This window comes from Streptomyces sp. NPDC051569, from assembly GCF_044454085.1.
Lineage (GTDB): Bacteria > Actinomycetota > Actinomycetes > Streptomycetales > Streptomycetaceae > Streptomyces.
This window is the reverse complement of sequence record NZ_JBITDJ010000028.1, coordinates 19204-45688: the sequence shown is the minus strand read 5'-3', so window position 1 is coordinate 45688 and position 26485 is coordinate 19204. Positions and strand designations below refer to the sequence as shown.

Annotated in this window: 18 protein-coding genes; 12 read left to right on the top strand and 6 right to left on the bottom strand. The window is 72.1% G+C overall.

All coding sequences use genetic code 11. The annotated features are described in order from the left end of the window. Positions 1–19 precede the first annotated feature (19 nt). The 12 genes from ACIBAE_RS27540 (at position 20) to ACIBAE_RS27485 (ending at position 17869) form a co-directional block, all read left to right on the top strand. Positions 20–7258, top strand: a complete 7239-nt coding sequence (locus tag ACIBAE_RS27540; protein WP_399290463.1) for an amino acid adenylation domain-containing protein — start codon at positions 20–22, stop codon at positions 7256–7258. Position 7259: 1 nt separating this feature from the next. Beyond that, the gene (locus ACIBAE_RS27535; RefSeq protein ID WP_399290461.1) at positions 7260–7466 is read left to right on the top strand and encodes an MbtH family protein; all 207 of its coding nucleotides are present in this window, start codon (positions 7260–7262) and stop codon (positions 7464–7466) included. A 222-nt stretch (positions 7467–7688) separates the two neighbouring features. Beyond that, a complete protein-coding gene (locus ACIBAE_RS27530) occupies positions 7689–8618 on the top strand; it encodes a 3-oxoacyl-[acyl-carrier-protein] synthase III C-terminal domain-containing protein (protein ID WP_399290459.1) in 930 nt (309 codons plus the stop codon). A gap of 103 nt (positions 8619–8721) precedes the next feature. Then, positions 8722–10194 (top strand): ATP-grasp domain-containing protein, encoded by a 1473-nt coding sequence (locus ACIBAE_RS27525; protein WP_399290457.1) that lies wholly within the window; start codon positions 8722–8724, stop codon positions 10192–10194. Beyond that, positions 10187–11548, top strand: coding sequence for a type III PLP-dependent enzyme (locus tag ACIBAE_RS27520; protein ID WP_399290455.1), 1362 nt, complete (start codon positions 10187–10189; stop codon positions 11546–11548). The genes ACIBAE_RS27525 and ACIBAE_RS27520 overlap by 8 nt, the downstream gene beginning before the upstream one ends. Positions 11549–11659: 111 nt before the next feature. Continuing rightward, positions 11660–11926, top strand: coding sequence for an acyl carrier protein (locus ACIBAE_RS27515; RefSeq protein WP_399290453.1), 267 nt, complete (start codon positions 11660–11662; stop codon positions 11924–11926). 72 nt (positions 11927–11998) lie between these two features. After that, entirely contained in the window at positions 11999–12865 is an 867-nt protein-coding gene (locus ACIBAE_RS27510; protein WP_399290451.1) for a hypothetical protein, read from the top strand. Beyond that, the gene (locus tag ACIBAE_RS27505) at positions 12862–13596 is read left to right on the top strand and encodes a hypothetical protein (protein ID WP_399290449.1); all 735 of its coding nucleotides are present in this window, start codon (positions 12862–12864) and stop codon (positions 13594–13596) included. The genes ACIBAE_RS27510 and ACIBAE_RS27505 overlap by 4 nt, the downstream gene beginning before the upstream one ends. Further along, positions 13593–14804 carry an acyl-CoA dehydrogenase family protein gene (locus ACIBAE_RS27500; protein ID WP_399290447.1) on the top strand — a complete coding sequence of 404 codons (1212 nt, stop codon included), beginning with the start codon at positions 13593–13595 and terminating at the stop codon, positions 14802–14804. Before ACIBAE_RS27505 ends, ACIBAE_RS27500 begins: the two co-directional genes overlap by 4 nt. Next, positions 14788–15612: a 4'-phosphopantetheinyl transferase family protein gene (locus ACIBAE_RS27495; protein ID WP_399290445.1), complete on the top strand. Its 825-nt coding sequence runs from the start codon at positions 14788–14790 to the stop codon at positions 15610–15612. Before ACIBAE_RS27500 ends, ACIBAE_RS27495 begins: the two co-directional genes overlap by 17 nt. 138 nt (positions 15613–15750) lie before the next feature. Further along, positions 15751–17112, top strand: coding sequence for an MFS transporter (locus tag ACIBAE_RS27490; protein ID WP_399290444.1), 1362 nt, complete (start codon positions 15751–15753; stop codon positions 17110–17112). 7 nt (positions 17113–17119) lie between these two features. Then, positions 17120–17869, top strand: a complete 750-nt coding sequence (locus ACIBAE_RS27485; RefSeq protein ID WP_399290442.1) for a 4'-phosphopantetheinyl transferase family protein — start codon at positions 17120–17122, stop codon at positions 17867–17869. 66 nt (positions 17870–17935) lie between these two features. Here ACIBAE_RS27485 and ACIBAE_RS27480 read toward each other — a convergent pair whose 3' ends face one another. The 6 genes from ACIBAE_RS27480 to ACIBAE_RS27455 all read right to left on the bottom strand — a co-directional run bounded on the left by ACIBAE_RS27480 (position 17936) and on the right by ACIBAE_RS27455 (position 26475). Beyond that, complete coding sequence (locus ACIBAE_RS27480) at positions 17936–18724, bottom strand: SAM-dependent methyltransferase (protein ID WP_399290440.1); 789 nt, start codon at positions 18722–18724, stop codon at positions 17936–17938. 130 nt (positions 18725–18854) lie between these two features. Beyond that, entirely contained in the window at positions 18855–20198 is a 1344-nt protein-coding gene (locus ACIBAE_RS27475) for an SGNH/GDSL hydrolase family protein (RefSeq protein WP_399290438.1), read from the bottom strand. Continuing rightward, a complete protein-coding gene (locus ACIBAE_RS27470) occupies positions 20195–22618 on the bottom strand; it encodes a glycosyl hydrolase family 95 catalytic domain-containing protein (protein ID WP_399290436.1) in 2424 nt (807 codons plus the stop codon). The genes ACIBAE_RS27475 and ACIBAE_RS27470 overlap by 4 nt, the downstream gene beginning before the upstream one ends. A gap of 29 nt (positions 22619–22647) precedes the next feature. Further along, positions 22648–24504: an alpha-galactosidase D gene (locus ACIBAE_RS27465; RefSeq protein ID WP_399290434.1), complete on the bottom strand. Its 1857-nt coding sequence runs from the start codon at positions 24502–24504 to the stop codon at positions 22648–22650. Between the two features lie 91 nt (positions 24505–24595). Further along, positions 24596–25525, bottom strand: coding sequence for a carbohydrate ABC transporter permease (locus tag ACIBAE_RS27460; protein WP_399290432.1), 930 nt, complete (start codon positions 25523–25525; stop codon positions 24596–24598). Next, the gene (locus ACIBAE_RS27455; RefSeq protein ID WP_399290430.1) at positions 25522–26475 is read right to left on the bottom strand and encodes a carbohydrate ABC transporter permease; all 954 of its coding nucleotides are present in this window, start codon (positions 26473–26475) and stop codon (positions 25522–25524) included. Before ACIBAE_RS27455 ends, ACIBAE_RS27460 begins: the two co-directional genes overlap by 4 nt. Positions 26476–26485 lie beyond the last annotated feature (10 nt).

Here is a 26485-nt window from a genome sequence, read left to right as displayed (position 1 = left end):
CTCGTCTGGAGGAAGTGCGATGCCCTCAACCGGCCACCCGGTGACCGCGGCCGATCCCGATCCCGATCAGAACCGGGACGCGAGCACGCCGTCCGCCGTCCTGGACGGCGGCCCGGCCGCGAGCCCCGCGACCATGGTCCTGGACCAGATCTCCGCCCACGTCGCCGCCGATGCCCGGCGTACGGCGCTGGTGCACGGAGGCGGCCGGATGACCTACGGCGAACTGGCGCTCGCGGTGGCGTTCCGCGCCGAGGAGCTGACCAGGGCGGGAGCCGGGCCCGGCCGCCTGGTGGCCGTCTGCCGGCAGCGCGGGGTGGAGGCGATCGTGTCCCTGCTGGCGGCGCTGCGCACCGGCGCCGCGTATCTGCCGCTGGATCCGGGCGCCCCCGTCAGCCGTAACGCGGCGATCCTCGCCGACGCCTGCGGCGAGGACGCGCCGACACCGGCGGAGCTGGCGCTCCTGGGTGAGGCGGTCCTGACGGGACCGGGCGTCGAGGCGGGCGCCGCGTACGTGATCTACACGTCCGGCTCGACCGGCACGCCGAACGGTGTGGTGGTCGGCCAGGAGTCGCTGGCGCACTTCACCGCCGGGGCGATCAGCCGGTACGGCATCGGCGCGGACGACCGGGTGCTGCAGTTCGCCCCGCTGCACTTCGACGCCAGCGTCGAGGAGATCTTCGTGACGCTCGCCGCCGGCGGCACGCTGGTGCTGCGCGGCGACGACATGCTGGACGTGCAGGGCCTGTTGCGGGGGTGCGCCGAGCACGGGGTGACCGTCCTGGATCTGCCGACCGCCTACTGGCACGAGCTGGCGCACGCGCTGGCCACCGGGGTCGCCGAGCTGCCCGGCTCGCTGCGTACGGTCGTCATCGGCGGCGAGGCCGCGCTCCCGGAGCGGGTCGCGCAGTGGTGCCGGGCGGTGGGCGACCGGGTGCGGCTGCTCAACACGTACGGCCCGACCGAGGCGACCGTCGTGGCGACGGTCGCCGACCTGTCCCGTTACGACGGTGGTCCGATCCCGATCGGGTCGCCGCTGCCGGGGGTGCGGGCGGCCGTGGTCGAGGGTGAACTGTGGCTGCTGGGCGGCGGGCTGGCCCGGGGGTACCTGGGCCGCCCGGAGCTCACCGCAAGCCGGTTCACCACGCTCGACGGTGAACGCGCCTACCGCACCGGCGACCTGGTGACCGTGCGCCCGGACGGGCTGCTCGGCTTCCAGGGGCGCGCCGACGACGAGGTGAAGATCAACGGGCACCGCATCGACCCCGCGTCGGTGGAGTCGGTGCTGTCCGGCCACCCGGCGGTCCGTGAGGCCGCCGTGGTCGTGCGCTCGGGTCCGGACGGGGTGAAGCGGCTGGTGGCGTTCGTGGCCGCCGACGGCGTGGACGCCGGCGAACTGCGCTCCTGTGTCCGCGAACAGCTGCCGCCGGCCGCCGTGCCGAGCGAGGTGAGCCTGGTCGGGGCGCTGCCCAGGACCAGCACCGGAAAGATCGACCGGTCGCTGCTGCGGGGCATGCGGACGCAGCGGGCGCGGCCGGAAACCGAGGTGGCCGAGGCGGCCGAGGCGGCCGCGCTCACCGTGTTCGACGGGGAGCCGCTGCCGCCGGAGGACCGGGTGCCGCTGTCCTTCGCGCAGCGCCGGCTGTGGTTCCTGAACCGGCTGGAAGGCCCGTCGTCGACGTACAACGTGCCGGTGGTGCTGCGGCTGGACGGGGTGCCGGACCGGGACGCGCTGGATGTCGCCGTACGCGATGTGGTCGAGCGCCACGAGGTGCTGCGGACGGTGTTCCCGGCGGTCGACTCGGAGCCGTACCAGCATGTCCTCGACTCCCCCGGCATCAGCCTGACCGTCCAGGAGTGCGCGCCCGGGGCGCTGGACGGCCTGGTGGCCGCGTGCGACCGGGAGACCTTCGACATCACCGCGCAGGTCCCGCTGCGGGTGCGGCTGTTCGTGCCCGGGGACGGCACCTCGGTGCTGGTGCTGCTCCTGCATCACGTCGCCACCGACGGCTGGTCGCTGCGCCCCCTGCTGTACGACCTCTCCTGCGCCTACACGGCCGCTCTGGAGGGCCGGCCGCCGCAGTGGCAGCCCCTGCCGGTCCAGTACGCCGACTACACGCTCTGGCAGCACGACATGCTCGGTGACCCGGCCAACGCCGACAGCCTCCTGGCACGTCAGATCACCTACTGGCGGGAGACGCTGGACGGGCTGCCGGGGGCGTTGGACCTGCCCATCGACCGGCCGCGTCCGCAGGAGCCCAGCTACCGGGGCGCCACGATCAGCGCGCGGCTCGACGCGGACGCCCACGAGCGGCTGCTGGCGATCGGGGAGGAGTACGGCGCCAGTCTGCTGATGGTGCTGCAGGCGGGGCTCGCGGTGGCGCTCAGCGAGGCCGGGGCGGGTACGGACATCACGATCGGCACCCCGGTGGCCGGTCGCGGCGACGAGGCGCTCGACGATCTCGTCGGGTTCTTCGTGAACTCGCTGGTGCTGCGGACCGACGTGTCGGGTGATGTGACGTTCACGGAGCTGGTGGAGCGGGTGCGGGACACCGACCTCGCGGCTTTCGCCCACGGTGATCTCCCCTTCGACCTGCTGGTCGAGCATCTCAATCCGGAGCGCTCGCTCGGCCACCACCCGTTCTTCCAGGTGATGCTGACCGCGCAGGGGGACGTGGACGAGCGGGTGCCGCTGGGCGCGCTCAGCGGCCGGATCGAGCCGGCCGGGCTGGACGCGGCCAAGTTCGACCTGAGCGCCTCGTGCGTGGAGGTGCGCGACGAGGCCGGTGACGCGGCGGGCGTCGACGTGTGGCTCCAGTACGCGGCCGACCTCTTCGACGAGGACACCGCTCAGCTGCTGCTCGATGTCTATCTGCGGACGCTGCGGGCGTTCGCCACCTCCCCGGCCGCCCGCGTCGGCCGGATCACCCTGCTCTCCGACGAGGAGCGCGCCGGGCTCGCCGCCCGCCGCGAGCGGGTGGCCGCGGCCCGCGAGGCCACCCCGGCCGAACAGGCCGTGGCCCGGGGCGGGCTCACCCCGCACGAGGAGATCCTCTGCGGTCTGTTCGCCGAGGTGCTCGGCCGCGACCACTTCGGCGCCGACGACAACTTCTTCCATGTGGGTGGGCACTCCCTGATGGGGGTCCGGCTGGTGAACCGGGTACGGGCGCTGCTGGGCGGCGAGATGGGTATCCGCGACCTGTTCCTGGCGCCGACGCCCAGCTCGCTGGCCCGGCGGATGGCCGGGCGGGAGGCCGGCGACGGCAGGCCCGCGCTGGTCCCGGCCGAACGGCCGGAGCTGGTCCCGCTGTCGTACGCGCAGCGCCGGCTCTGGTTCATCAACGAGCTGGAGGGACCGAGCCGTTCGTACAACATCCCCTTCGTCCTGCGGCTGGACCGGCCGCTGGACCCCGCCGTGCTCGGCGACGCGCTCGCGGACGTGGCGGGGCGGCACGAGGTCCTGCGGACGGTCTACCCGGCGCTGGAGGGCGAGCCGTCCCAGAAGGTGCTGACCGGTGTACGGCCGCAGTTGGGCCTGGTGCGGACGACACCGGAGAACCTGGCGGCGGCGGTCGACGCGGCCACCGGGCACGTCTTCGATCTGGCCACCGAGATCCCGTTCCGCGCCTGGCTGCTCGACCAGGCCGACGGCGGCGGGCAGATCCTGGTCCTGCTGCTCCACCACATCGCCGGGGACGGCTGGTCCACCGGACCGCTGCTCGCCGACCTCACCGCCGCCTACCGGGCGCGCGAGGACGGCGGGGAGCCCGCGTGGGAGCCACTGCCGGTCCAGTACGCCGACTACACCCTCTGGCAGCGCGACATGCTCGGCGCGGCCGACGACGCGGAGAGCCTGCTGGCCCGCCAACTCGCCCACTGGCAGGAGCGGTTGGTGGACACACCGCCGGTCCTGGAGCTGCCGGCCGCCCGGACCCGGCCCGCGGAGGCGTCGCACCGCGGCGCGGCGGTGCCCGTCGAGGTGGACGCCGGAACCCATCGCGCGCTGGCCAGGATCGCGGCGGAGAACGGCGCCACCCTGTTCATGGTGGTCCAGGCGGCCTTCGCGGCGGCGCTCACCCGGCACGGCGCGGGCACGGACCTGCCGCTGGGCACCGTGGTGGCCGGCCGGGACGACGCCGCCCTGGACGGGCTGGTCGGCTTCTTCGTGAACACACTGGTGCTGCGCACCGACACGTCCGGCAGCCCGTCCTTCACGGAGCTGCTGCGCCGGGTGCGGGACGCCGACCTGGCGGCGTACGGCCACCAGGACGTGCCGTTCGACCGGCTGGTGGAGCACCTCAACCCGCAGCGGTCCACGGCGCACCACCCGCTGGTCCAGGTGATGGTCCAGGTGCACCCGGCCGGCGGCACCGACCCGGTGGACTCACCGGTGTCCGGTACGCCCGTCGGCTTCGACACCGGCTTCACCAAGTTCGACCTGACGCTCTCACTGAGGGAGTTGACGGAGGCGGCGGGGGGTCAGGGCGGCCTTTCCGGGGTTTTGGAGTTCGCCACCGACCTGTACGACCCGGCCACCGCCGAACTGCTCGCCACCCACGTCACCCGTACCCTGCGCGCCGTCACCGAGGATCCGGATCTGCGGATCGACGACATCGCCCTGCTCACCGGCGACGAGGAACACCGGCTCGTGGCGGAGTACAACGACACCGCGACGGACCCGGCCCCGGTCGGCCTGGTCCACGAGATGTTCGCCGCGCAGGCCCGGCGTACCCCGGACCGGATCGCCGTCTCCTTCGAGGACGAGACCCTCACGTACGCGGAACTCGACGCGCGGGCCAACGCGCTGGCGCACCGGCTGCTCGCCGCCGGGGTGGCGCGGGACACCGGTGTCGGGGTCCTGATGGACCGCACCACGCATCTGCTGGTGGCCGCGCTCGCCGTCCTCAAGTGCGGCGCCGCGTATGTGCCGGTGGACCCGAAGCTGCCCGAGTCACGCGTGCGGATGATCATGGAGGATGTGGGGGCGTCCGTGCTGCTGACGCTCCGGTCCCTCGCGGAGTCGGGACCGGTCCGGGCGCAGCGCGAGGCGGGGGTGCGGGTGCTGGCCGGGGACGAACCGGTCCCGGAGGGCACGCCCGTCACGGACCCGGGCGTCGAGGTCGGCGACCAGGCCCTGATGTACGTGATGTTCACGTCGGGCTCCACGGGCCGGCCGAAGGGCGTCGGTGTCACCCACCGCAACGTCGTGGAGCTGGTGTCGGACCGCTGCTGGGACCTGGACAACCACCGCCGCATGCTGGTGCACTCGGCGATCGGTTTCGACGCCTCCACGTACGAACTGTGGGTGCCGTTGCTGAACGGCGCGCAGCTGGTGGTGGCCCCGGGCGACGGCGCGGACGTGGCCGAACTCGACCGTACGATCAGGACGTCAGGCGTCACCGCCGCGTACTTCACGATGGGCCTGTTCCACATCATGGTGGACGAGGGCCTGGAGACGCTGAAGCTGCTGCGGGAGGTGTGGACCGGCGGCGACGTGGCGTCGCCCGCCGCGCTGCAGCGGGTCCTGGAGCACTGCCCGGACACCGTCCTGGTGCACTCCTACGGACCGACCGAGGCCACGTTCGCCTCGCACCACCAGCGCTTCGGGCTCGACCGGCGGGTGCTGCACGGGGTCTACCTGGGGCTGCCGATGGACAACACCCGGATCTACGTGCTGGACGCCCGGCTCCGGCCGGTCCCGGCGGGGGTGCCCGGCGAGATGTACATCGCGGGATCCCATGTGGCGCGCGGCTATCTGGGGCGGCCGGCGCTGACCTCGGAGCGGTTCGTCGCGGACCCGTTCGGCGCCGACGGCGGCCGGATGTACCGCACCGGCGACCTGGTGAGCTGGACGAGCGACGGTGAGCTGCGCTTCATCGGCCGGGCCGACGGCCAGGTCAAGCTGCGCGGTTTCCGGATCGAGCCGGGCGAGGTCGAGGCCACGCTGGCCCGGCATCCCTCGGTCGGACAGGTGGCGGTGGTGGTACGGGAGGACCGTCCCGGCGACAAGCGGCTGGTCGCCTATGTGGTGCCCCGGGCCGGTCACCGCGTCACCGAGGCCGAGCTGCGGGCCGCGGCCGCCGCCGCGCTGCCGGAGCACATGGTGCCCTCCGCCGTGATGATCATCGCGGGTATCCCGCTGACCACCAACGGCAAGCCGGACCGCAAGGCGCTGCCGGCGCCCACGCGGCAGTCGGCGCGTACCGGACGCGGCCCGCGCAACCCCCGCGAGGAGGTGCTGTGCGGCCTGTTCGCCGAGATCCTCGGGGTACCGTCCGTCGGCATCGACGACAACTTCTTCGACCTGGGCGGTCATTCGCTGCTCGGGGTCCGGCTGGTGAGCCGGATGCGGACGGTCCTGAACGTCGAGCGCGGGGTGCGCGACCTGTTCCGTACGCCGACCGTCGCGGGCCTGCTCGGTGAGGAGGCGGGCGGCGACTCGATGGGCGTACTGCTGCCGCTGCGCGCGGAGGGCAGCCAGCGCCCGCTGTTCTGCCTCCACCCCGGGACGGGCATGGGGTGGCCGTACTCCGGTCTCGCCCAGCACCTGGGCAGCGACCAGCCGCTGTACGCCATCCAGTCGCGGGCGCTCGGCGAACCGGGCTTCGACGCGGAGAGCGTCGAGGCGATGGCGGACGACTACCTGGAGCGGATCCGGCAGATCCAGCCGTGGGGTCCCTACCGGTTCCTGGGATGGTCGTTCGGCGGAACACTCGCCCACGCCATGGCCGTCCGGCTCCAGGAGGCGGGCGAGCGGGTGGAGCTGCTGGCCATGATGGACGTCTACCCGCTGCCGATCGAACCGGCCCGCACCCGGCTGACCGACCGGGAGATCCTGCGGATGCTGGTCGGGGTGCCGGACGACGCGACGGACATCCGGTTCGACCCGGTGGCCACGGCGGAGCTGCTGCGCCGGCGCGACCCGGTGCTCGCCGGATTCTCCGACACGGAAATGGCGTCCATCATCGACGCCTCGATCAATCACGCGGAAATCATGAAGCTCTATTCTCCGCGCCGCGTCACCACGGATATCGTGTTCTTCACCGCCAAGCTTCCCTATGACCCGACGAAGGCGAAACCGGAAGAGTGGCTGCCGTTCATCGACGGCTCCATCGAGAATCACGATGTCTTTTCCACACATCTGAAAATGGCCGAACCGGAGCCGATCGCCCACATCGGACGCGTACTTTCCGAGAAATTGCGCAGCCTGCAGGAAATCAACGGGACGACCGTCCCGCACATCATCGAGACGAGGAGCTGACATGACGAATCCGTTCGACGACAACGAGGGCACCTTCTCCGTCGTGGTCAACGACGAGGGACAGCACTCCCTGTGGCCGGCCTTCGCCGCGGTCCCCGCCGGCTGGACCGTCGCCCGCGGTGAGGGCAGCCGCGAGGAGGCCCTGGCCTACGTCGAGGAGAACTGGAAGGACATCCGGCCCAAGAGCCTCGTCGCCCAGTACGCGTAATTCCGCCGACCCGCACCGTTCCACCGGAACGCACCGTTCCCGCCCGCTTGACACGGCCCGCAGCGCTCTTCCGGCGCTGCGGGCCGCGGCTATTTCTCTGCCGCCCGCCGGCCCGCACTACTTCCGTCTTTCTGCCGCCTCAACTTCCGCTTCCGCCCGCCGGGCGAACCTATATTCGTCCTACGTGATCCCGCCGATTCCCGGAGAATTCAAGGAGGACTCATGACCGCACTGCTGGAGGTCGCCTGCCATCTGCCGCAGGAGAGCGTTCCGATCGAGCGGATCGGCGCCGAGAGCGGAGTGAGCGCCCGGCAGATACGGTTGTTCCGCCGCTTTTACGGGCTGTCCGAGGTGCGTCGCGCGCCCGGCCGGGACCTGCGGTCGATCCTGACCTCGGCGGTCGAGTCACTGACCACGCTGCGCGGCCGGGAACACCGGGTCCGGTACCTCGTCCTGGCCCGCAGTGTCGCGACGGTGGCGCCGGCCGACGAGAACCCGGCCGAGGATCTGTGCGTGGCGCTCGGCCTGACGGGCGCGGTGGCCTTCACGGTGACGCAGCACGCGTGCGCCACCGGGCTGCTCGCGGTCGACCTGGTCGGCCGGATGCTGGCCGACGACGGCGACCCGGAGGCGCTCGGTCTCGTCCTCACCGGGGAGAAGGCGGTGTCCGACGCGCTCCAGCTGGTGCCGGGCAGCACGGTGATGGGCGAGTCCACGGCGGCCGTCCTGGTCGGCGCGGACGGCGGGCACGACCAGCTGCTGAGCTACGCCACCCACACCTACGGGGAGTACGCGGAGGGATTTCCGCCGCACCCCGTCGACCCGGGCTTCTTCAAGGAACACAACGCGCTGCTGTCGGGTGTGATGCGGGAGGCCGCCGCGTCGGCGGGGGTGGCCCTGGACGACCTGGCGCTGATCCTGCCGCACAACGTCAACCGGCTGGTGTGGACGAATCTCGGCGAGCAGCTCGGGGTGGCCGGCGAACGGATCTTCCTCGACAACATGCCGGTGACCGGTCACTGCTTCACCGCCGACCCGTTCATCAACCACGTGCACGCCCGCGAGCGCGGCCGGCTGCGCCCCGGCGACCTGTACCTGATGGCGGCCGTCGGCCTGGGGGCGACCTTCTCGGCCGCGGTGTTCCGCCACTGAAGCATCCCCTCCGCCCCGCATGGCTCCCCGTCCCCGTCCTTGCGCCCCGAGCTTCGCCCCCTCCGTCCTGAGCCATCCGATCCCCTGAAGGGAAACCCCCGCCATGCCTCCGCCGAGCCTGACCTTCCTCGAAGGCGTGAAGCACGCCTGCACCGCCGACGCGGGCACCCCGTTCGTCCTGCTCGGCAACTTCGAGGTCGAGGACGAGTGGGCGAAGGGAGAGACCGGGCTGCCCACGGTGGGCGGCCGGGACTCCACCGCGATCGTCAACCGGATGGACGAGTTCGCCGTACTGCTGGCCGGCAAGGGCGACCATGTCGTCCTCAAGTCGGCCCCGGATCCTGACTACTTGGCGTATCTGGAGGGACTCGGGCTCGATCTGCCGGAGATCCTGGTCACCGACGTGCACGACCCGGCCCGTACCGTCAGCGCCGACGCGCTGGACTCGCCCCGCCTGCTCGCCGCACTGCGGGAGCTGGCGGCGCGCGGCGCGCATCTGCTGCCGCACGGCATGTCGGCACCGGAGGAACGTCTGTGCGCGCTGACCGGGCTGGCCCCGGCGCTGCCGCCGGCCGCGCTGGTGAAGTCCGTGAACAGCAAGGTCTACAGCCGCCGGGTCGCCGGTGAACTGGGGCTCGCCCAGGCCAGGGGCTGGGCCTGCGAGAGCGTCGAGGAGTTCGCGGCGGCGGCCGAGGAGGCCGGCCGTACCTCGCTGGCCCAGGGGCGCCGGGTGGGGGTCAAGGACGCGTACGGGGTGTCGGGCAAGGGCATCGTGGTCGTCGACGACGAACGCCGGCTCGGACAGCTCGTACGGATGGTGACGCGGGCCGCCGCCAAGTCGGGCGATCCCCGGGTCTCGCTGGTGATCGAGGAGTGGGCCGACAAGGCCGTCGACCTCAACTACCACTTCACGGTGGGCCGGGACGGCACCGTCCGCTTCGACTTCGTCAAGGAGGCGATCACCGAGAAGGGCGTGCACAAGGGGCACCGCTTCCCGGCCCGGATCAGCGACGCGCACGCCGTGGAGATCGAGCGGTGCGCGGCGCTCATCGGTGAGCGGCTGGTGGCCGACGGGTTCCACGGCGTGGTCGGCGTGGACGCCATCATCACGGCCGACGGCACGCTGCTGCCGATCCTGGAGATCAACGCCAGGAACAACATGTCCACTTACCAGACGGCCCTTCAGGAACGCTTCATGGGACCGGACTCGGTGGCCGTGGCCCGCCAGTACGACCTGTCGCTGACCGGCCGGCTGCCGTTCGCCGGCCTGCGGGACCACCTCGACGGGCTGCTCTTCGACCCCGCGCCGGGCCGCGGCCTGCTCGTCAACAACTTCGCGACGGTCAACGCGGCGGCTTCCGGCGCGGACGAGGGGCGCCCGCACAGCGGCCGGCTGTACGGCCTGCTGCTCGGCAGCACCGAGGCCGAGCTCGCCGAGCTGGACCGCGCCATCACCGACCGTCTCGCGCACAACCTCGCGCACAGCCCCGCGCACAGCCCCGCGCACAGCCCCGCGCGCACCCCCGCGCACACCCCCGCGCACAGCCTCCGGAAGGACACCTCCGCCCATGTCTGAGCCCCTCGCGCCCGCCGGACCGTCCGCAGGCACGTCCGCAGGCACGTCCGCCGGACCGTCCACCGGGCCGTCCGCCGGACCGTCCACCGGGCCGTCCACCGTCCAGGGCATCGGCTTCCCCGAGCTCGCCGAGCGCTTCGGCACCCCGCTGTACGTCTACGACGGCGAGGTGATCACCCGTCAGTTCCAGGGACTTCGGGAGCTGCTGCACCCCTCCGTGGAGATGTTCTTCTCGCTCAAGTCCAATCCCAACATCAGTGTCTGCGCCCTGCTGCACTCCCTGGGCGCGCGGGCCGAGGTGTCCTCGCTGACCGAGCTGATCACGGCCCAGCGTGCCGGGGTGCCGGCCGAGCAGATCATGTTCCTGGGCCCGGGAAAGAGCCGTACCGAGATCACCGCCTGTCTCAAGGACGACATCCTGCTGATCTGCGAGTCGTTCGGGGAGCTGGCGCTGATCGACGAGATCGCGGCCGGCCTCGGCGGCACCGCGCGGGTGGTCCTGCGGGTCAACCCCAGCTTCTCCGTCAAGGGCAGCGGTCTGACCATGGGCGGCAAGCCGCGGCAGTTCGGCATCGACGAGGAGGCACTGCTCGCCGCACCCGACCTGGCCGCGCGCCATGACGCGGTCCGGCTCTGCGGTTTCCAGGCGTACATGGGGACCCGCATCCTCACCGAGGACGTGGTCGCCGAGAACACCGAACGCATCCTCGATCTCGCGGAGCGGCTCGCGGACCGGCTCGGGGTGGCGCTGGACCTGGTGGACGTCGGTGGCGGCCTGGGTGTCGCGTACTTCCCCGGCGAACGGGACCTCGACACGGCGGTGCTCGCCGAGCGCGTCAACCCGCACTTCGCGGCCTTCGCCGCCCGCCACCCGGAAACCCGGCTGGTGATGGAGCTCGGCCGCTATCTGGTCGGCCACAGCGGCACGTACGCGGTGGAGGTCCGGTACGTCAAGGAGTCCCTGGGCGAGCGGTTCGCGGTGGCCGACGGCGGGACCAACCACCACATGGCGGCCGTGGGCATCGGGTCGTACGTCAAGCGCAACTTCCCGATCCGGCTGCTGAACCGGGCCGGCGCCGGGGACAGCGCGAAGTGGAACGTCACGGGACCGCTCTGCACCCCCAACGACACGCTCGGCAAGGCCGTGGAGCTCCCGGCCGACCTGCGCCCCGGCGACCTCGTCGGGGTCGAGCGCTCCGGCGCGTACGGGCCGACCGCCTCGCCCGTCCACTTCCTCAGCCACGGCTACCCGGCCGAGGTCCTGGTGCACCACGGTGAGGCGCGGCTGATCCGCGGCCGCGACGACGCCGAGGCCCTGCTCGCCCACCAGATCCTGCACGACTTCGGCGGCTGACCGCCCTATGCCCCGACTCGCCCCCCGATTCAGCAGCCGAATCACCCGCCGAATCACCCGCCGCTTCATCCGCACGACTGTCACCGTCGTCTTCCGTCAGAGGAGTTCACCATGACCACCGTCGCCGAGAACACCGAGCGCGCCGAGCTCGTCACCGCTGTCGTCGCCGCCCTCTCCGAGGTGCTGGGACAGGAGCTGACCGGCGTCACCGAGGAGACCCGTCTCTTCGACGACCTGAACCTCGACTCCACCAGCGTGCTCAGCCTGCTGATGGAGCTGGAGGACGGTCTCGACCTGGAGGTCGACCCGGACAGCCTGGAGCAGCACCACCTGGAGAGCGTGGGCTCCCTGGTCGGTTACGTCGCAGAGATCCGGTGACCGGTGCCCGTCCTGCGAAGAACCGGGGAGCAGAGCGGTCCGGCCGCACCGGCCGGACCCCGCCTCGAACGCGTGATTCCGTTCGTCTTCACCGCCGCCGACCGCTCCACCGATCCGGCCGACCTGGCGGCGTACCGGGCTCACTGGCAGGCGCTGACCGGCCCGGACACGGACTTCGGCTGGCTGGACTCGGCGCCCGCCGTCAGCTACCACGACATGGCCCACGCGGTGTGCCGGTCCCTCGGGTCCGCCGCTCTGTCCGAGGTGGACCTGGTGATCACCGTCGCCGCCGGTCCTGACTGCCGGCACGAGAGCCTGCCGGGCGCGGTGCTGGCCGCGCGCACGGGCAACGACCCGCTGGCCGTCGGGGTGTCCGAGCAGGGCGCGGCGGGTCCGTTCACGGCCCTGCGGATCGCCGCCGCGCAGCTGGCCACCGGGGCCTGCCGCCGGGCGCTGGTCCTGCTGTTGGAGCAGAGCACGCTGGCACCGGGGCCCGCGGTGGTCCGGCCCGGGCGCGACGCCGCGGTGGCGTTGCTGCTCGGGTCGGGGACCGGGCCCGCGCTGGGCCGGGCCGGCATCACGGTGACCGGTCCGCGAGCGGGTGGAACGGCCGCCCCGCGCTGGGCGGGATCCGCCACGGCGCGGGCCGCCGAGCCCGAGCCGGTGCACACGGTGCTCGCGGGGCCCGGCCTCGGGGACCTGGAAGCGGCCCCGGGGGTCCGGCTGGTCCGCGCCGAGCCGGGACTGCCGGTCACCGGGCTCTGGATGGCGCTGGCCCGGCTGCTCGCCACGGGCGACCTGCCGGCGGGTCAGGTGCTGGTCACCGACCGGGACCCGGTCCTGCCGTACGTCTGCGATGTGTCGCTGACCATCGCGGCGGCGGACAGCACCGACCGTGGCGGAAACGGCCGGCGCCGGCACGCGGAGCTGGTCCGATGAGCGCCCCGGCGGCACCGGCAGCCCCGGCGACGGCCCGGGTGGCACCGGCGGACAGCACGGCCGGGCCGGATCTGGGCCGCGTCACCTCGGTGGCGTACGACCAGGGCCTGGCGGCCGGATTGCTGCTGCTGCACGCGGAGCTGGGGACGAGGACGCTGCCCGCCGGGCCGGGCGGCCATGTGCTGCTGCCCCCGGAGCTGGTGGCGGGGTGCGACCATGTCACCACCCCTGAGGGGCCGCGACAGCGCGATCTCAGGACCGGAAAGGACTACGGGGAAGCGGAGTTGGGCCGGGTCGCGGCCGGGCCGGAGAGCGCCGCCGGAGAGCTGGTCGCGCTGCGGATCACGGGGGCCGGGCCCGGCCCGGACGATCACTGGGGGGCCGGGATCCTCGCGGTCCGGCTCGGTGTCGCGGACCGGCTGCTGCGGCAGGCGGCCGATCATCTGCACACCCGCACCGTCCAGGGCGCCAACACCCTGGGGCTGCCGATGGTCCGGGGCCTGGTCGCGGACGCCGCGAGCGGCGTCGCGGAGGTCCGGGCCCTGCTCGCCACCGGTCCTGACCAGGCCGCTGTACGCCGGTCCCACCGGGCCCTCGACGCCTCCGGCCGGACCTGCCTGCACCTGTTCGGCGCGGCCGGGTTCCTGACCGGTGGCCCGGGCAGCACCGTACGCGCCTCGGAACTGCTCGCCGACGTCTACGCGCCGGTTCACGACCAGGAGTCGCCATGACCACCTCTCCCACCAACGACACGGACGACGCCGGTTTCCTCGGCCGGCTGCGGGCTGTCACCCGGGAACAGGCCGCCGTGCTGCGCGAGGTCTCCCTCGCCGTGGACGCCGACCCGGGGCGGCTGCCGGGCCTGCTCGGCACGGAGCTGCCCTGGCAGCGATTCGCCGGTCTGCCGGCCGCGTACAACCCCGACCCACTGCGGGTGGACGGCCACCCCGTCCATCTGGACCGGTGTATCGAACAGGTTGTGGTCTGGGAGGAGTTGGCCCGGGCGGACGCCGGGATCGCGCTCGGCCTGCCGGGTCCGGCGATGTCCGGATTCGTGCTGACCGAGCTCGGCGACGCGGAGCAGCTGGACCGCTACTACCGCCGGCTGGCCGAGGGACCGGTCTGGACGTTCTTCGGGATGACCGAACCGGCGCACGGCTCGGACCCCGCCGGGATGACCACCACGCTCACCCCGGACGGCCCGGCCCACGACGGCGGCGGGAGCGGTCTGGTGCTGAACGGCACCAAGCGGTTCGTCGGCAACGGGGCGCGCGCCGGGATCGGCGTCGTCTTCGCGCGGCGCAGGACGGGACCGCTCGGTGTGGTCGCCGTACTGCTGGACACGGGGCGTCCCGGCTTCTCCGGGGTCCCCCTGGACACCATCGGCCTGCGCGCCCTGCAACTCGGCGAGCTGCGGATGCGCCGGGTCCCGGTGGCCGAGGAGGACGTGCTCGGGCGCCACCGCAGCGCGACCCGGCAGGGCATGTGGGCGGCGACCCGGACCTTCAACCGGTACCGGCCGGTGGTGGCCTGCCTGGCGCTGGGTGTCGCCCAGGCCGCGTACGACTACGTGGCGCTCCACCGCCGTGACGTGCTCGCCCGGCGGGACGGCGCGTTCGGTGAGTTCGGTGAGTTCGCCGGCCGCCTCGCCGGAGTACGGGCCATGGTGCTGGCCTCGGCGTGTGCGGCCGACCGGGACCCGTCCGACGGCACCCTCGCCTCGGCCGCCAAGCTCGGCGCCACCCGGCTGGCGGAGGACATCACGACGGCCGCGGCCCGGGCCTTCGGTCCCGGGGCCCGCTGGGAGCACCCGTTGCTGGACAAGTGGGTCCGCGACGCCCGGGCCTTCGAATTCATGGAGGGCACCAGCAACATCCAGCGGCTCGGGCTGGCCCAGGGCTATCTGCACGGACGGCTGTCCGATGACCTCGCCGCGTGAGGCCGCGCGGCCGGCCGCCGCGACGGACGGCGCCCGCGCGGCGGCCCTGCCGGACGGCCCCCCGCCCGGCACGGATGTCTGGCTGATCGGGCTGGACGCGGGGCGCGGCCCGGGGCCGGCGGCCGGTGACCTCGACCCGGTGGAGCGGCGCAGGGCCCGGGACTTCCGCGATCCGGTGGCGGCGCGGCGGTTCACCACGGCGCACGCGGTGACGCGCGCGCTTCTCGGTGGCTACCTCGGGGTGCCCGGGCACACCCTGCGCTGGGTGGCGGGCCCGCACGGCAAACCGGTCTTCCAGGGCGAGCACCGCGCCTGGCGGTGGAACGTGAGCCGGTCCGGCGCCCACGCTCTGCTCGCCGTCTCACGCACCTCGGCGGTGGGCGTCGACCTGGAGCGGGTCGGGACGACGACTCCCGCCGCCGCGCTCGCGGCCCGGTTCCTGCCCGCCGACGAGGCGGCCCGCGTGGCCGCGCGCACGGCCGCCGGTCACGCGGGCGGCCGGACGGTCTACCACCAGCTGCTGTCGCGCAAGGAGGCCTGCGTCAAGGCGGTGGGCGGCCGGCTCCTGGACGGGCTGCGGCTGCCCGTGCTGTCCCCGGGTCCTGTTGTCGGTGGCGGCGCGTACCACGGGGTGCGCTGGCACCTGCGCGATCTGCCCGCTCCGCGGGGCTTCGTGGCCGCGCTCGCCACCACGGGGGCGCCCGCGGGACCGCTGCGGCTGTTCACCTGGCGGCCCGGGGACGGAACCGGCCGGGCCGCACGGCACGGCCCGTCCTTCCCCGCAGAACCGCGTCCGGGCCGCCCCTGAGCCCGGCCGCCTTCCCCGTTCCCGTTCCCCGTTCCCGTTCCCCGTTCCCGTTCCCGCTCCTCTTCGTCCCCCGCTCCCCCGCTCCCCTTCTCAGCCTCTGTCTTCTCACCCTTCGCTCTCACAGAAGCAGGTATTCCGATGGATACGACACCCCAGGCCGGCGCCTCAGCGGAGCCGGTGGTCCAGTGGGGCAAGGTCAGCGCGCTCGTGGGCGGTCAGGCCATGGCGCAGGGCGGCAGTTTCGTCCTGCTCATCGCCATGAACTGGACCGCTGTCCAGCTCGGCGGCACGGGCGCCGTCAGCGCGCTGATGCTCGCCGCGACGCTCCCCCGGGCGCTGATGCTGATCTTCGGCGGCGCTGTCGCCGACGTCCTGGGCCCGCGCTTCGTGCTGCTGCGCACCACGGCGGCCCGGGTCGTCGTGCTGGTGGCGGGCACCGCGGTCGTCTTCGTCGCGGAACACCTCTGGCAGCTGGCCGTGATCGCCGTGCTCGACGGGGTGCTGCTCGGTCTCGGCGGCCCGGCGTCGAGTGGGCTGATGCCGCAGTTCGCCAAGCGTGAGCACCTCTCCAGGGCCAACTCCCTCTACGCGATGGTGCTGCGGGTCGCCCCCATCGTGGGGGCCCCGGTCGGTGCCTGGCTGATCGCCGTGGGCCACCTGTGGCACGCGCTGCTGGTCGCCTCCATCACCAGCGGGATCTGGCTCGCCTGCCTGCTGTACGTGACCCAGGGCATGAGCCGACCGCGTCACGAGCCCGGCACGCCCCTGGTCAAGCGCTCCGCCGACGGGTTCCGGCTGCTCGCGCGGAATCCGCGGCTGCGCTGGATGTTCATCGCCTCCTTCTGCCTCGACCTGGCGTTCGGCTGGCCCGTCGAGGTCGCCCTTCCGCTGCTGGTCTCGGAGCGTGGCTGGGGCGTCGGGGCGGTCGGCGTGGTCATCGCCGCGTTCAGTGCGGGCGCCCTCGGGTCCAGCGCGCTCGGTGCCATGCTCGCCCACCGGATCTCCCTGTTCGTCCGCCTGGTGGTGACCGGCGCCGGGATCGCGGTCGGCATCCTGGTGATGGCCGTGATGCCGTCCGTGGTGACGCTCTCGGTGGTCAGCTGCCTGGTGGGCCTGCTGTCCGGCTTCAACGGCCCGGCCATCGTGACGGTCTATCAGCAGTCGGCGCCGGACTCCAAGATGGGCGCGGCGATGTCGACGCTGGCCCTGGCGGGCATCGGTACGGGCCCCATCTCCATCGCCGTCTTCAGCAGCCTGTCGCTGGCGCTCGGCATCCAGGCCACCTGGATGCTGTGCGGTGTGGTGGCGCTCATCTCCCCGCTGTCCGCCTTCATGGCGCTGCGTCACCCGTCGCTCGCGGACGAGCCGGCGGCCGACGACGAGGCCGCGACCGGTGAGCGCGCCGGTACGGACGAGCCCGCCGGTGGCGAGGGGTCCGGGCCGGTCCGTACCGAGAAGGCCGCCGTCTCCGAGCCGTCCCCTGCCCCCGCGTCCGTGTGAGGTTGGCATGACCCGTCCGCTGTCCCCCGCCCCCTCAAGGAGTCCGTCCTCCTCCCCCGGCGTTCACCTGCCGATCGCGCTCGGCACCGGGTGGACCGACCTGTCCCCGCCGCCGTTCCCGGCCGACGCGCCGCAGGTCTGGCTCGTGGACGCCGCCGAACACCACCAGGCGGCCGCGAGCCAGGCCCCCGACACGCTCGACGTGCGGGAGCTGGCCCGCGCGGCGGAGTTCCTGCACTCCGCCGACCGTGACACCTACGTCTGCGCACACGTGGCGCTGCGCCGCCTGCTCGGGGCGTACCTCGGTCTGCCGCCGCGTGCGGTCTCCATCAGCCGGGCCCCGTGCCCCGGCTGCCAGGAGCCGCACGGCCGGCCGGTGGTGCCGGGTGCCTCGCTGCATTTCTCGCTGTCGCACTGCGGTGACCTGAGTCTGCTGGCCTTCGCGGCGGCCCCGGTGGGTGTCGACGTCGAGGCGTTCCCCTCCCCGCGGACGATCGTCGAGGCGGCCGACGTCCTGCATCCCCTGGAGGCCGCGGAACTGGCCACGCTCCCGCCCGCCGAGCGGCCTCCCGCGTTCACCCGGGTCTGGACCCGCAAGGAGGCCTATCTCAAGGGCCTGGGGATCGGCCTCTCCGGTTCCCCGCACACCGCCTACGTCGGGACGGGGCCGGTCAGCGCCGCCCTGCCCGGCTGGACGGTGACGGATGTGCGGGTGCCCGGGGGGTACTGCGCGGCGGTGGCGGTACGCGACCGATGAGGCACCGCGCGCGAGGAGGGCCAGGACCGTGGGGTCCGGGCCCTCCTCGTCGTTCGCCGCCGGTTTTTACGGGACGAGCGCGACCCCGCCATAGATGATGGTCGGCTCGTCCGTGGGCGCGGGTGTGTCCTTGTACCACCGGGGTGCCGGCACCAGTCCGGGATCCACGAGGCCGAGCCCGTCGAAGAAGCGCTCGATCTCGGAGCGGGTACGGGTCCGCAGCGTGATCCCGCTCGTCCGGTACTTCCCCGCGACCTCGACCCGATGCTCCTCGTCGAGGAAGTCCTCGGTGCCGTGCGAGAGAACGAGGTAGCTGCCGGGGGACAGGGCGCCGACGAGGGTGCGGACGATGCCGTACGGGTCGCCCTCGTCAGGGATGAAATGCATGAGGGCGACGAGGGAGACCGCGACGGGCCTGGTGAAGTCCAGCAGCGTGCGGGCGTGTTCGAGGATCAGCCGCGGCTCGCGTACGTCGGCCTGGACGTAGTCGGTGGCGCCTTCCGGCGTGCTGATCAGCAGGGCCTCGGCGTGCCGCAGCACGATGGGGTCGTTGTCCGCGTACACGACCCGGGCCTTCGGCTCGGTCCGCTGGACGACCTGGTGGAGATTCGGCTCGGTGGGGATACCGGTACCGATGTCGAGGAACTGGTCGACACCGCTGCGGGCCACCCAGTCGACCGCGCGCCGCATGAACGCGCGGTTCTGTACGGCGCCGCGCTTCGCGTCGTCCGCCAGCCGCTCCCCCACCTGCCGGTCGACGTCGTAGTTGTCCTTGCCGCCCAGGAGATAGTCGTAGATACGGGCCGGGTGCGGCTTGCTGGTGTCGACCTGGGGCTTGGGCGTGCCTGGCGTCATGAAGAACTCCGATGCACACGTGCGAGGCGGGGAGAAGGCGCAGTCTGCCACACGGCAACTCCGCCTCTTGGATGACGTGTTGGCCCGGCGCCGGGGGCGGCACGGCAGGTCTCCGCCCCCGGCGTCCGGCTCATCGGGCGGTGCGGGAGCACTCCAGGGACGGCAGGTCGACCGCGTCGGCCATCGCCTGCATGCCCTTGTCGTTCGGGTGCAGGTGATCGCCTCCGTCGAAGAAGGGCAGCAGCAGCTCGTGGTCGTACGGGCTCCGGACGATCTTGTCGAAGTCCGTCACCCCGTCGAGCTCGCCGCCGTTCCTGATGAAGTCGTTGACACCCTGGCGTACGGCCTCGGCGGGGGCGTCGTACTCGGACCAGCCCTTGAACGGCATCACGGTCGCGCCGACGACGCAGAGGCCCGCCGCGTGTGCCCGGTCGATGATCTCCCGGTAACCGGCGATCATGTCGTCCACCGTGACCCCGGTGTGCGCCTTGATGTCGTTGATGCCCTCGAAGAGGAACACCGTACGGACGCCCGGCTGGGAGAGCACATCGCGCTCCAGCCTGCCGAGCGCGCTCTGTCCCGCGCCGTCCGCCAGGACCTTGTTCCCGGAGATCCCCTCGTTGGCGACCCCCTTCACGGTGAGGTCACGCGCGTTCCGGAGGCGGCGGGCGAGGTAGTCGGGCCACCGGCGGTTCAGGTCGGTGCTCGACTGCCAGCCGTCGGTGATGGAGTCGCCGAGGGCGACCACGGCGCCGATGTCCGGGGCGGTCTCCACGCTGACCGCGTCCAGCCAGTACCAGGAGCTCATCGGGTCGGTCCAGTTGGCGGCGCCCTCCTCGCCCGCGTGGTCCCCGGCAGCCGCGTAGGACGTCTGCATGGCCATGCCGTGACCGGTCGTCGGCCCCTGGGCGCCGGTCACGTACAGGCTGACGACCAGATCGCTCCCGGCGGGGAGATTCCCGGGCAGCGGGTCGCTCAGGACGGTGTCGCCGGCCGGGACCGTGACGGATCCGGCGCCGCCGAAGCTGAGCCGCCGGTTGCTGCCACGGACGAGCCGCGCGCCCTGTTCACGCAGTCCCGCGTAGGCGCTCGCGAAGGTCACCGGGTGGTCGCCGAAGGCGTTGGACAGCCGGATCCGCATGTCGCTGCCGCCGACGCTGGTACGGACGACGAGCCGGTAGCTGCGATCGGCCGGGCCCTCGCCCTGGCGGTCCGCGCTCGCACCCCAGGTGACCACGGTGTGCCGCGCCGGGCCCGCCCCCTCGCGCTCCGTCACGGTCGCCTCCTGGGGGTGTGTCCGCGCCTGCGCCGCGTGGGTGGTGGTCAGGGGCCCGCAGAGCGCGACGATCAGTGCGGAGACGATCGCGGCGGCGCGGGCACGGTGGGCGTGTCGTACGCCCGCGCCCCCCACTCGTACGCCCGCGCTCCGCAGCCGTACTCCCCCGCCTCTCAGCCGTACGCCAGCGCCCCTCATCCCAGGTCCCGGAGGGTGACGGAGCCGCCCGGCTTGAGGGTGACCGTCCGGGACTTCCCCCCGGACGCCACCGTGGTGGAACGGCCGCCGACGCTGCGCAGCCGCGCCTCGTCGACCTTGCCGTTCCGCCAGCGGAGGTCGACGACGAAGCCGCCGCGTACGCCCACGCCCGTCACCGAGCCGGACCGCGCCCAGGCGGCGGGCAGGGCCGGCAGCAGCTCGACGTGGCCGGGGCGGGAGTAGACCAGCATCTCGATCATGGCGGCGGGGGTGCCGAAGTTGGCGTCGATCTGGAAGATGCCCCGCCCCGGTTCGGTCTCGTAGATGTCGAACAGGTTCATCGCGGTGCCGTTGCTGCCGTTGCTGGACGGCTTCAGGTTGTTGACGACGAGCTGGTAGGCCTTCTCCGCGTCCTTGAGCCGGGCCCAGCACAGGCTCCGCCAGGCGTTCGCCCAGCCGAAGCTGTCCATGCCACGGGCGGTGAGCAGGGCGGTCGCCCCGTCGAGCAGTTCCTTCGGGGTGGAGTCGTCCGGCCGGATCCTGTCCCCGGGGAAGAGCCCGATGAGCGGGGAGAGGTGCCGGTGGGTGGTCTCGCCGAGGTTGTCGGGAGACATCCACTCCTCCAGCCAGCCCGTCGTCGGGCTGACCACGGGCAGATAGAGACGCTCGCGGAGGGAGTCGATCCGCTCGCTGTACGCGGTGTCCTTGCCCAGTACGGCGCACGCCGTCCGGTAGTTGCCGAAGAGGGCCCGGACCACCTCCTGGGCGTAGGTGTTGCCCTTGGCGTCCTGCGGGCCGTGCTCGGGCGACCAGTCGCTGTCCGCGATCAGCACCTCGCGCGGGACGCCGGTCGCCGGGTCGGTGACGGTCGTGGTGATGAGCCGGGCCTCCCAGAACTCGCAGGCGCCCTTGAGGAGCGGGTAGATCTTGGCGAGGTACTCCCGCTCCTGGGTGTACTCGTAGTGTTCCCACAGGGAGTGGCAGAGCCAGGCGTTGCCGGCGGGATGCCACCACCAGCCGCTCCCCCCGTAGATGTTGGTGGAGAAGGCCACGGCCCAGCCGGCGATGTCGCCGGAGGAGTTGCGGTACCGGTTGCGCGGGTCGTTGAAGAGCCGGTGGGTGAGATCGGTCCAGGAGGGAAGCTGGGCCACGCAGTAGTCGGCGAAGGCGTCGAAGCAGTCGGACAGGCCCGCCCGGTCGGCCATCCAGTAGTTCATCTGGATGTTGATGTCGGTGTGGTAGTCGCCCATCCAGTCGGGGTCGTTGCCGTCCAGCCAGAGACCCTGGAGGTTGAGCGGCAGACTGCCCCGGGAGCCGGAGATCATGAGGTAGCGGCCGAACTGGAGGTAGGAAGCTTCGAGTTCGGGGTCGGGCTCACCGTCCCTGGCGCGCGCCCGCAGCCGTTCCCAGGTGTCCAGACCGCGCTGGGTGGGGGTGGACGTGCCGAGGGAGATGTCCATCCGCTCGTACACGTCGCGGTAGTCGGCGACATGGGTGTGCAGCAGGGTGTCGGCCCGGTGACCGGCGGCGTCGAGGACCTTGGTGCTGGCCAGCCGCCGCGGGTCGAGGGAAGGGTCGAGATAGCCGGCGGCCGCGTCGGGCGCGTAGTTGGTGCCGCCGCTCACCACCACGGTGAGGTCCTGGCAGCCGGTGAAGGCGATCCGCGTTCCGTCGACGGTGACCTTCCCGGTCGTGCTGTACGCCGTGACGGCCGCCCCGTACCGCAGGCCGCCCGGGAACGCGGCGCCGAAGGACGCGTACCGGCCGGAGCTGTTCGTGGTGGTGGTCTCGCCGTGGGTGCCGTCGAGCGAGACGGTGCCGGTGTAGTGGCCGCCGCCCTTCTGGGAGAAGTGCAGGACGATCGCGTCGTCGGGCTTGCTGGCGAAGATCTTGCGCTGGTAGGTGACGCCCGATCTGACGTACGAGGTCGTGACCAGGCCCTGGCTGAGGTCGAGGGCACGGCGGTAGCCGGAGACGGCCGACAGGTCGTGGTCGGGGATGTCGACGGTCAGCTTCGCGAGCAGGGTGAAGGAGCCGAAGTCGTCCCGGCCGTAGGGGAACTGACCGTCGGCGTCGAGCGTGTCGTTGCTCCCGCCGGTCCACAGGGTCACGTCGGTGAGCGTCAGCAGTTCGCGGCCGGGGTCGTTGCTCACGAGCGCGCCGAGGCGCCCGTTACCGACCGGCAGCCCCTGCTCGATCATCGAGCCGTCGGAGCCGGGCGCCCCCCACCACAGTTCGTTCTTCGCCACCCCGGACAGCATCGGCGACTCGGTGGGACGGCGTGGGGCCGCGGAGGCGGTGAAAGGGGGCAGGGCGCCGAAGGTGGTGACGGCTCCGGCGGCGGCGAGAGCGAGGAAGCCCCGGCGGCTGGGGCGGTGTTGCGGTGTCGCGGTGTGCGGGATGTCCACGGTGCACTCCATATCCGGTGGGGGACGGCGCGGGCGGCGGGTCAGGTCCTCGGCACGTCGATCTTGTCGATGTCGGGGGCGTAGGAGGAACCGCTGTCGAAGGTGAGGGTGTTGGCGCCCGCCTTGAGGGTGACGGGGACGCTGACGGTCTCGGCGGTGCCCCAGTCCCCGGTGGAGGGGAACGTCAGACCGGTGGCGCCGTTGCCGTTGGCGGAGACCAGCGCCACGCGGGCGTCACCGCTGACGTAGCTGACGTTGACGGTGTAGACGCCGGCCTTCTTCACCGTGACGTTGTTGAACTGGACCTTCCCGCCGTCGTACAGATTGCCGACCTTCCGGCCGCCCGAGCACGCGTCGCAGCCGTTCACCGACGCGTTGCCGCTGAGGGTGTTGGCCGGCGACTCGGCCTCGTAACTCGTCGTCCTGGCCGTCGTTCCGCCGGGCGTGACGGTGAACAGGCGTGAGCCGTGGGCGGGCAGTGCCTGGGTCACCTTGTCCTGGTAGGCGCCGAGGTTCTCGTGATTCCACAGGTCGCGGACCTTGGCCTTGCCGGCGAAGCCGAAGGAGGCCCAGTCGGCGGTCACGGAGGCGGGCGCGTCGCCGAGGTTGAACAGGGCGACGGTGTAGCTGCCGTCGGGGTTCTTCGCGCCCCAGACCTGCTGGTCGCCGGAGGGGGTGACCGGCCGTGCGACCGGGGTGGCGCCCTGGTCGACGGCGATGACCTCGCTGTTGGTCAGCAGGGAGAGCCCGTAGTCGTCGAGCCGGGTGAGGTCGTCACCGGTGAAGAGCGGCGACTTGGAGATGGCCCACAGCGTCACGTAGCTCTGCCGTTCGGCCCGGGTGAGCCCGTCCATCTGTCCGTTGCCGACATCGATGGCGTCGAGGTCGTTCCAGCCGCCGGGACCGGCCTTGCGGCTCCACGCCGGGGCGTCGTCGAACCGGTCGTCGACGGAGTTCTCCCAGCTGACGAGGGTGTTGCAGTAGCACTCGACGTCGGTGTCGATCCGCCATCCCTGGGAGTACTGCTTCCAGTCGGCGGCGTGGCCGATGTCGAGCGACCAGGAGAGTTCCAGGTGGATCGGACGGCCGGTGGCGGCGATCGCCTGCTGCCAGGCGGCGACGTCGGCGACGTTGTCGTACTGGTCACCGCTCTTGAAGGAGCCGGGGCCGACGCCGTCGAGCTTGAGGAAGTCGTAGCCCCAGTCGGCGAGCGTCCGGGCCTGTGAGTCGACGTACTTCTGGGCGCACGGACGCGTGAAGTCGATCTTGTACGCGCTGTCCCAGCCGTTGGTGGTGCGCAGGTCCGGGTAGACGATGTCGGCGGTGGTGCAGCCGGCCGCGTTCCAGATGGGCACCGCGCCCGCGCCGTACGCCTCCTTCTCCAGGCCGACGGGGAGGTAGATGCCCGCCTTGAGGCCCTTGCGGTGGATGTGGTCGGCGACCGGCTTCATACCCTGCGGGAAGCGGACCGGGTCGGGGCTCTGGCGGGCGTACCCGTCGAACTCGGGCGTCCAGTCGTTCTGACGCCACCAGCCGGCGTCGATGTTGACGTACTCGTAGCCGTACGGCTTGAGCTTGGACGCCATGGCGTCCGCCTGCTTCAGGACGTTCGCCTCGGTGAGGTAGCTGTAGTCGCCGTCCGGATTGAGCCCGGGGTACTTCGAGGACTGCATGCTCCAGCTCGTCCAGCCCATGAACGGCTTCCGCGCGACGGGCGTCGCCGGGGCCACGGCCGGGACTGTGACCGTGGCTGTGGTGGTGGCCGTGGCCTGGGCCCCGGCAGCGGGTACGGCCGTCGCCAGCGCGGCGGTCAGGGCCAGGACGAGCACGGCCCTGCCGGTCCGCCGGGCGGAGCCGGCGGGGGCTTCGGGCATGACGGGGTACGAGGATGACCGCATGGGTCGGACCTCCAGTTGTCGGGTCACGCGGGTGGGAGAAAGGGGTGACGGTGCCGTGAGGGCCCGTACGGACCGGCGGGGCTCAGGTGGCCTAGCCCTTGCCCGAGCCGATGGTCAGCCCGCTGATGAACTGGCGCTGGAGCGCGAAGTACACCAGCAGCGTCGGGATCGCGGTCATGAGGGCGCCGGCCGCGATGAGGTTGGGATTGGTGAAGTACTGGCCCTGGAGGTTGGCGAGAGCCGAGGTGATCGGGCGCTTGTCGCCGGTCTCGATCAGTGCGAGCGACCAGAAGAAGTCGTTGTAGATCCAGATGGATTCCAGGGTCGCCAGCGCCGCGAACGCGGGGCGGCACAGCGGCAGCACGATCTGGAAGAACTGCCGCCACACCGGGGCCCCGTCGACGAGGGCCGCTTCCGTGATCTCCCGGGGGATCGTCCTCATGTAGTTGCTGAGGACGAAGGTGCAGAAGCCGCACTGGTACGCGATGTGGATCGCGATGATGCCCCAGACGGAGTTGTAGAGCAGGAACGAGTCGCTCATCCAGCCCGGCAGCGGAATCAGCAGGTACAGCCGGTACAGGGGTGTGATGAGCACTTGGGCCGGGAGCAGGTTGCCCGCGGTGAAGAGCATCAGCAGGACGATGTTCCAGCGGAAGTCGAAGCGCGTGACGAAGAACGCCACCGCCGCGGAGAACAGCAGCGTCCCCAGGACCGCCGGGACCGTGATGAGGACGGAGTTCCAGAAGAAGTGCGGCATCCCGGACTGCGTCCAGGCGTCGGAGAAGTTCTCCAGGCTGATGCCGCGCGGCCAGGAGAGGTAACCGTGCGCGCTGGTGTCCGCGTACGGCCTGAGCGAGGTGTAGACCGCCCACAGCAGCGGGACGAGCCACAGCAGGGCGATCCCGCCGAGGAGGAGATGCCGGCCGGTCTGGCGCCTGGGGCGGCCGGCCCGGCCTTCGCCCGCCGGGACCGCGCGGCGGGTTCGTGAGCCGGCGGCCGGCGGGGTCGCGGTCGCGGTCACTGGTCCTCCTTGCGGAAGTTCTGGAAGAGGAAGCTCCCGATGGCGGCCAGCGAGAGGAGGAGCAGGACGACCGCGAGGGCCGAGCCGTAGCCGACATGGCTGGACTCGCCGATGATGTTGTCGGTGATCAGGAGCGAGAGCAGCTCCATGCCGGGTTTGCTGCCGACACCGCCGCCGAGCACGTAGACGATGTCGAAGGCCCGCAGCGACTCCATGACGGTGACGACCAGGATGATGATGTTGACCGGCTTGAGGGCGGGAAAGACCACCCTGAGGAAGGTCTGCCGTCCGTTCGCTCCGTCGAGGGAGGCCGCTTCCTTCAGGGCCGGGTCGAAGCCCTTCAGACCGGCCAGGTAAAGGATCATGATGTAGCCGGTGTGCCGCCAGGCGGAGGCGACCAGGACGGCCCAGAGGTTGAGGTCCGGGTCACCCAGCCAGTCGATGTGCCGGCCGGGCGCCGCCGCGTTCAGAAGGCCGTTGAGGAGACCGCTGTCGGGGTTGTAGATGATCTCCCAGATGAAGCCGACCACCGCGAGCGAGAGCACCATCGGCAGGAAGATCGCGGTCTGATAGACCCTGGTGAACCGGATCTTCCGGTCGAGCTGGTAGGCGAGGAAGATGCCGAACGGGGTGGGCAGCAGCGCCGTGAAGAGCAGCCAGAGCAGGTTGTGCCGCACGGCCGGCCAGAACGGCGGGTAATTGGTCAGGATCTGGTGGTAGTTGTCGAGTCCGGTCCAGTGGATGTCGGACAGGTCGATGCCGTCCCAGCTGGTGAAGGACAGGCCGAGGGACGCCAGCGCGGGTAACCAGACGAAGACCAGCAGGGCGAGCAGCGGAATGCCGATGAGGACCGTGAGGAAGAGCCGGTCACCGGGGCCGAGCCGGCGGGGACGGCGGGGGCGCTGCCGGGCGGACTGCCGGGGAGGCGGCGCGATGCGCGCGGAGGACATACGGAACCCT

Excerpts from the sequence above, each read along its gene's own strand:
- ACIBAE_RS27540 (WP_399290463.1), top strand. The coding sequence starts at position 20 with ATGCCCTCAACCGGCCACCCGGTGACCGCGGCCGATCCCGATCCCGAT.
- ACIBAE_RS27535 (WP_399290461.1), top strand. The coding sequence starts at position 7,260 with ATGACGAATCCGTTCGACGACAACGAGGGCACCTTCTCCGTCGTGGTC.
- ACIBAE_RS27530 (WP_399290459.1), top strand. The coding sequence starts at position 7,689 with ATGACCGCACTGCTGGAGGTCGCCTGCCATCTGCCGCAGGAGAGCGTT.
- ACIBAE_RS27525 (WP_399290457.1), top strand. The coding sequence starts at position 8,722 with ATGCCTCCGCCGAGCCTGACCTTCCTCGAAGGCGTGAAGCACGCCTGC.
- ACIBAE_RS27520 (WP_399290455.1), top strand. The coding sequence starts at position 10,187 with ATGTCTGAGCCCCTCGCGCCCGCCGGACCGTCCGCAGGCACGTCCGCA.
- ACIBAE_RS27515 (WP_399290453.1), top strand. The coding sequence starts at position 11,660 with ATGACCACCGTCGCCGAGAACACCGAGCGCGCCGAGCTCGTCACCGCT.
- ACIBAE_RS27505 (WP_399290449.1), top strand. The coding sequence starts at position 12,862 with ATGAGCGCCCCGGCGGCACCGGCAGCCCCGGCGACGGCCCGGGTGGCA.
- ACIBAE_RS27500 (WP_399290447.1), top strand. The coding sequence starts at position 13,593 with ATGACCACCTCTCCCACCAACGACACGGACGACGCCGGTTTCCTCGGC.
- ACIBAE_RS27495 (WP_399290445.1), top strand. The coding sequence starts at position 14,788 with ATGACCTCGCCGCGTGAGGCCGCGCGGCCGGCCGCCGCGACGGACGGC.
- ACIBAE_RS27490 (WP_399290444.1), top strand. The coding sequence starts at position 15,751 with ATGGATACGACACCCCAGGCCGGCGCCTCAGCGGAGCCGGTGGTCCAG.
- ACIBAE_RS27485 (WP_399290442.1), top strand. The coding sequence starts at position 17,120 with ATGACCCGTCCGCTGTCCCCCGCCCCCTCAAGGAGTCCGTCCTCCTCC.
- ACIBAE_RS27480 (WP_399290440.1), bottom strand. The coding sequence starts at position 18,724 with ATGACGCCAGGCACGCCCAAGCCCCAGGTCGACACCAGCAAGCCGCAC.
- ACIBAE_RS27475 (WP_399290438.1), bottom strand. The coding sequence starts at position 20,198 with ATGAGGGGCGCTGGCGTACGGCTGAGAGGCGGGGGAGTACGGCTGCGG.
- ACIBAE_RS27470 (WP_399290436.1), bottom strand. The coding sequence starts at position 22,618 with ATGGAGTGCACCGTGGACATCCCGCACACCGCGACACCGCAACACCGC.
- ACIBAE_RS27465 (WP_399290434.1), bottom strand. The coding sequence starts at position 24,504 with ATGCGGTCATCCTCGTACCCCGTCATGCCCGAAGCCCCCGCCGGCTCC.
- ACIBAE_RS27455 (WP_399290430.1), bottom strand. The coding sequence starts at position 26,475 with ATGTCCTCCGCGCGCATCGCGCCGCCTCCCCGGCAGTCCGCCCGGCAG.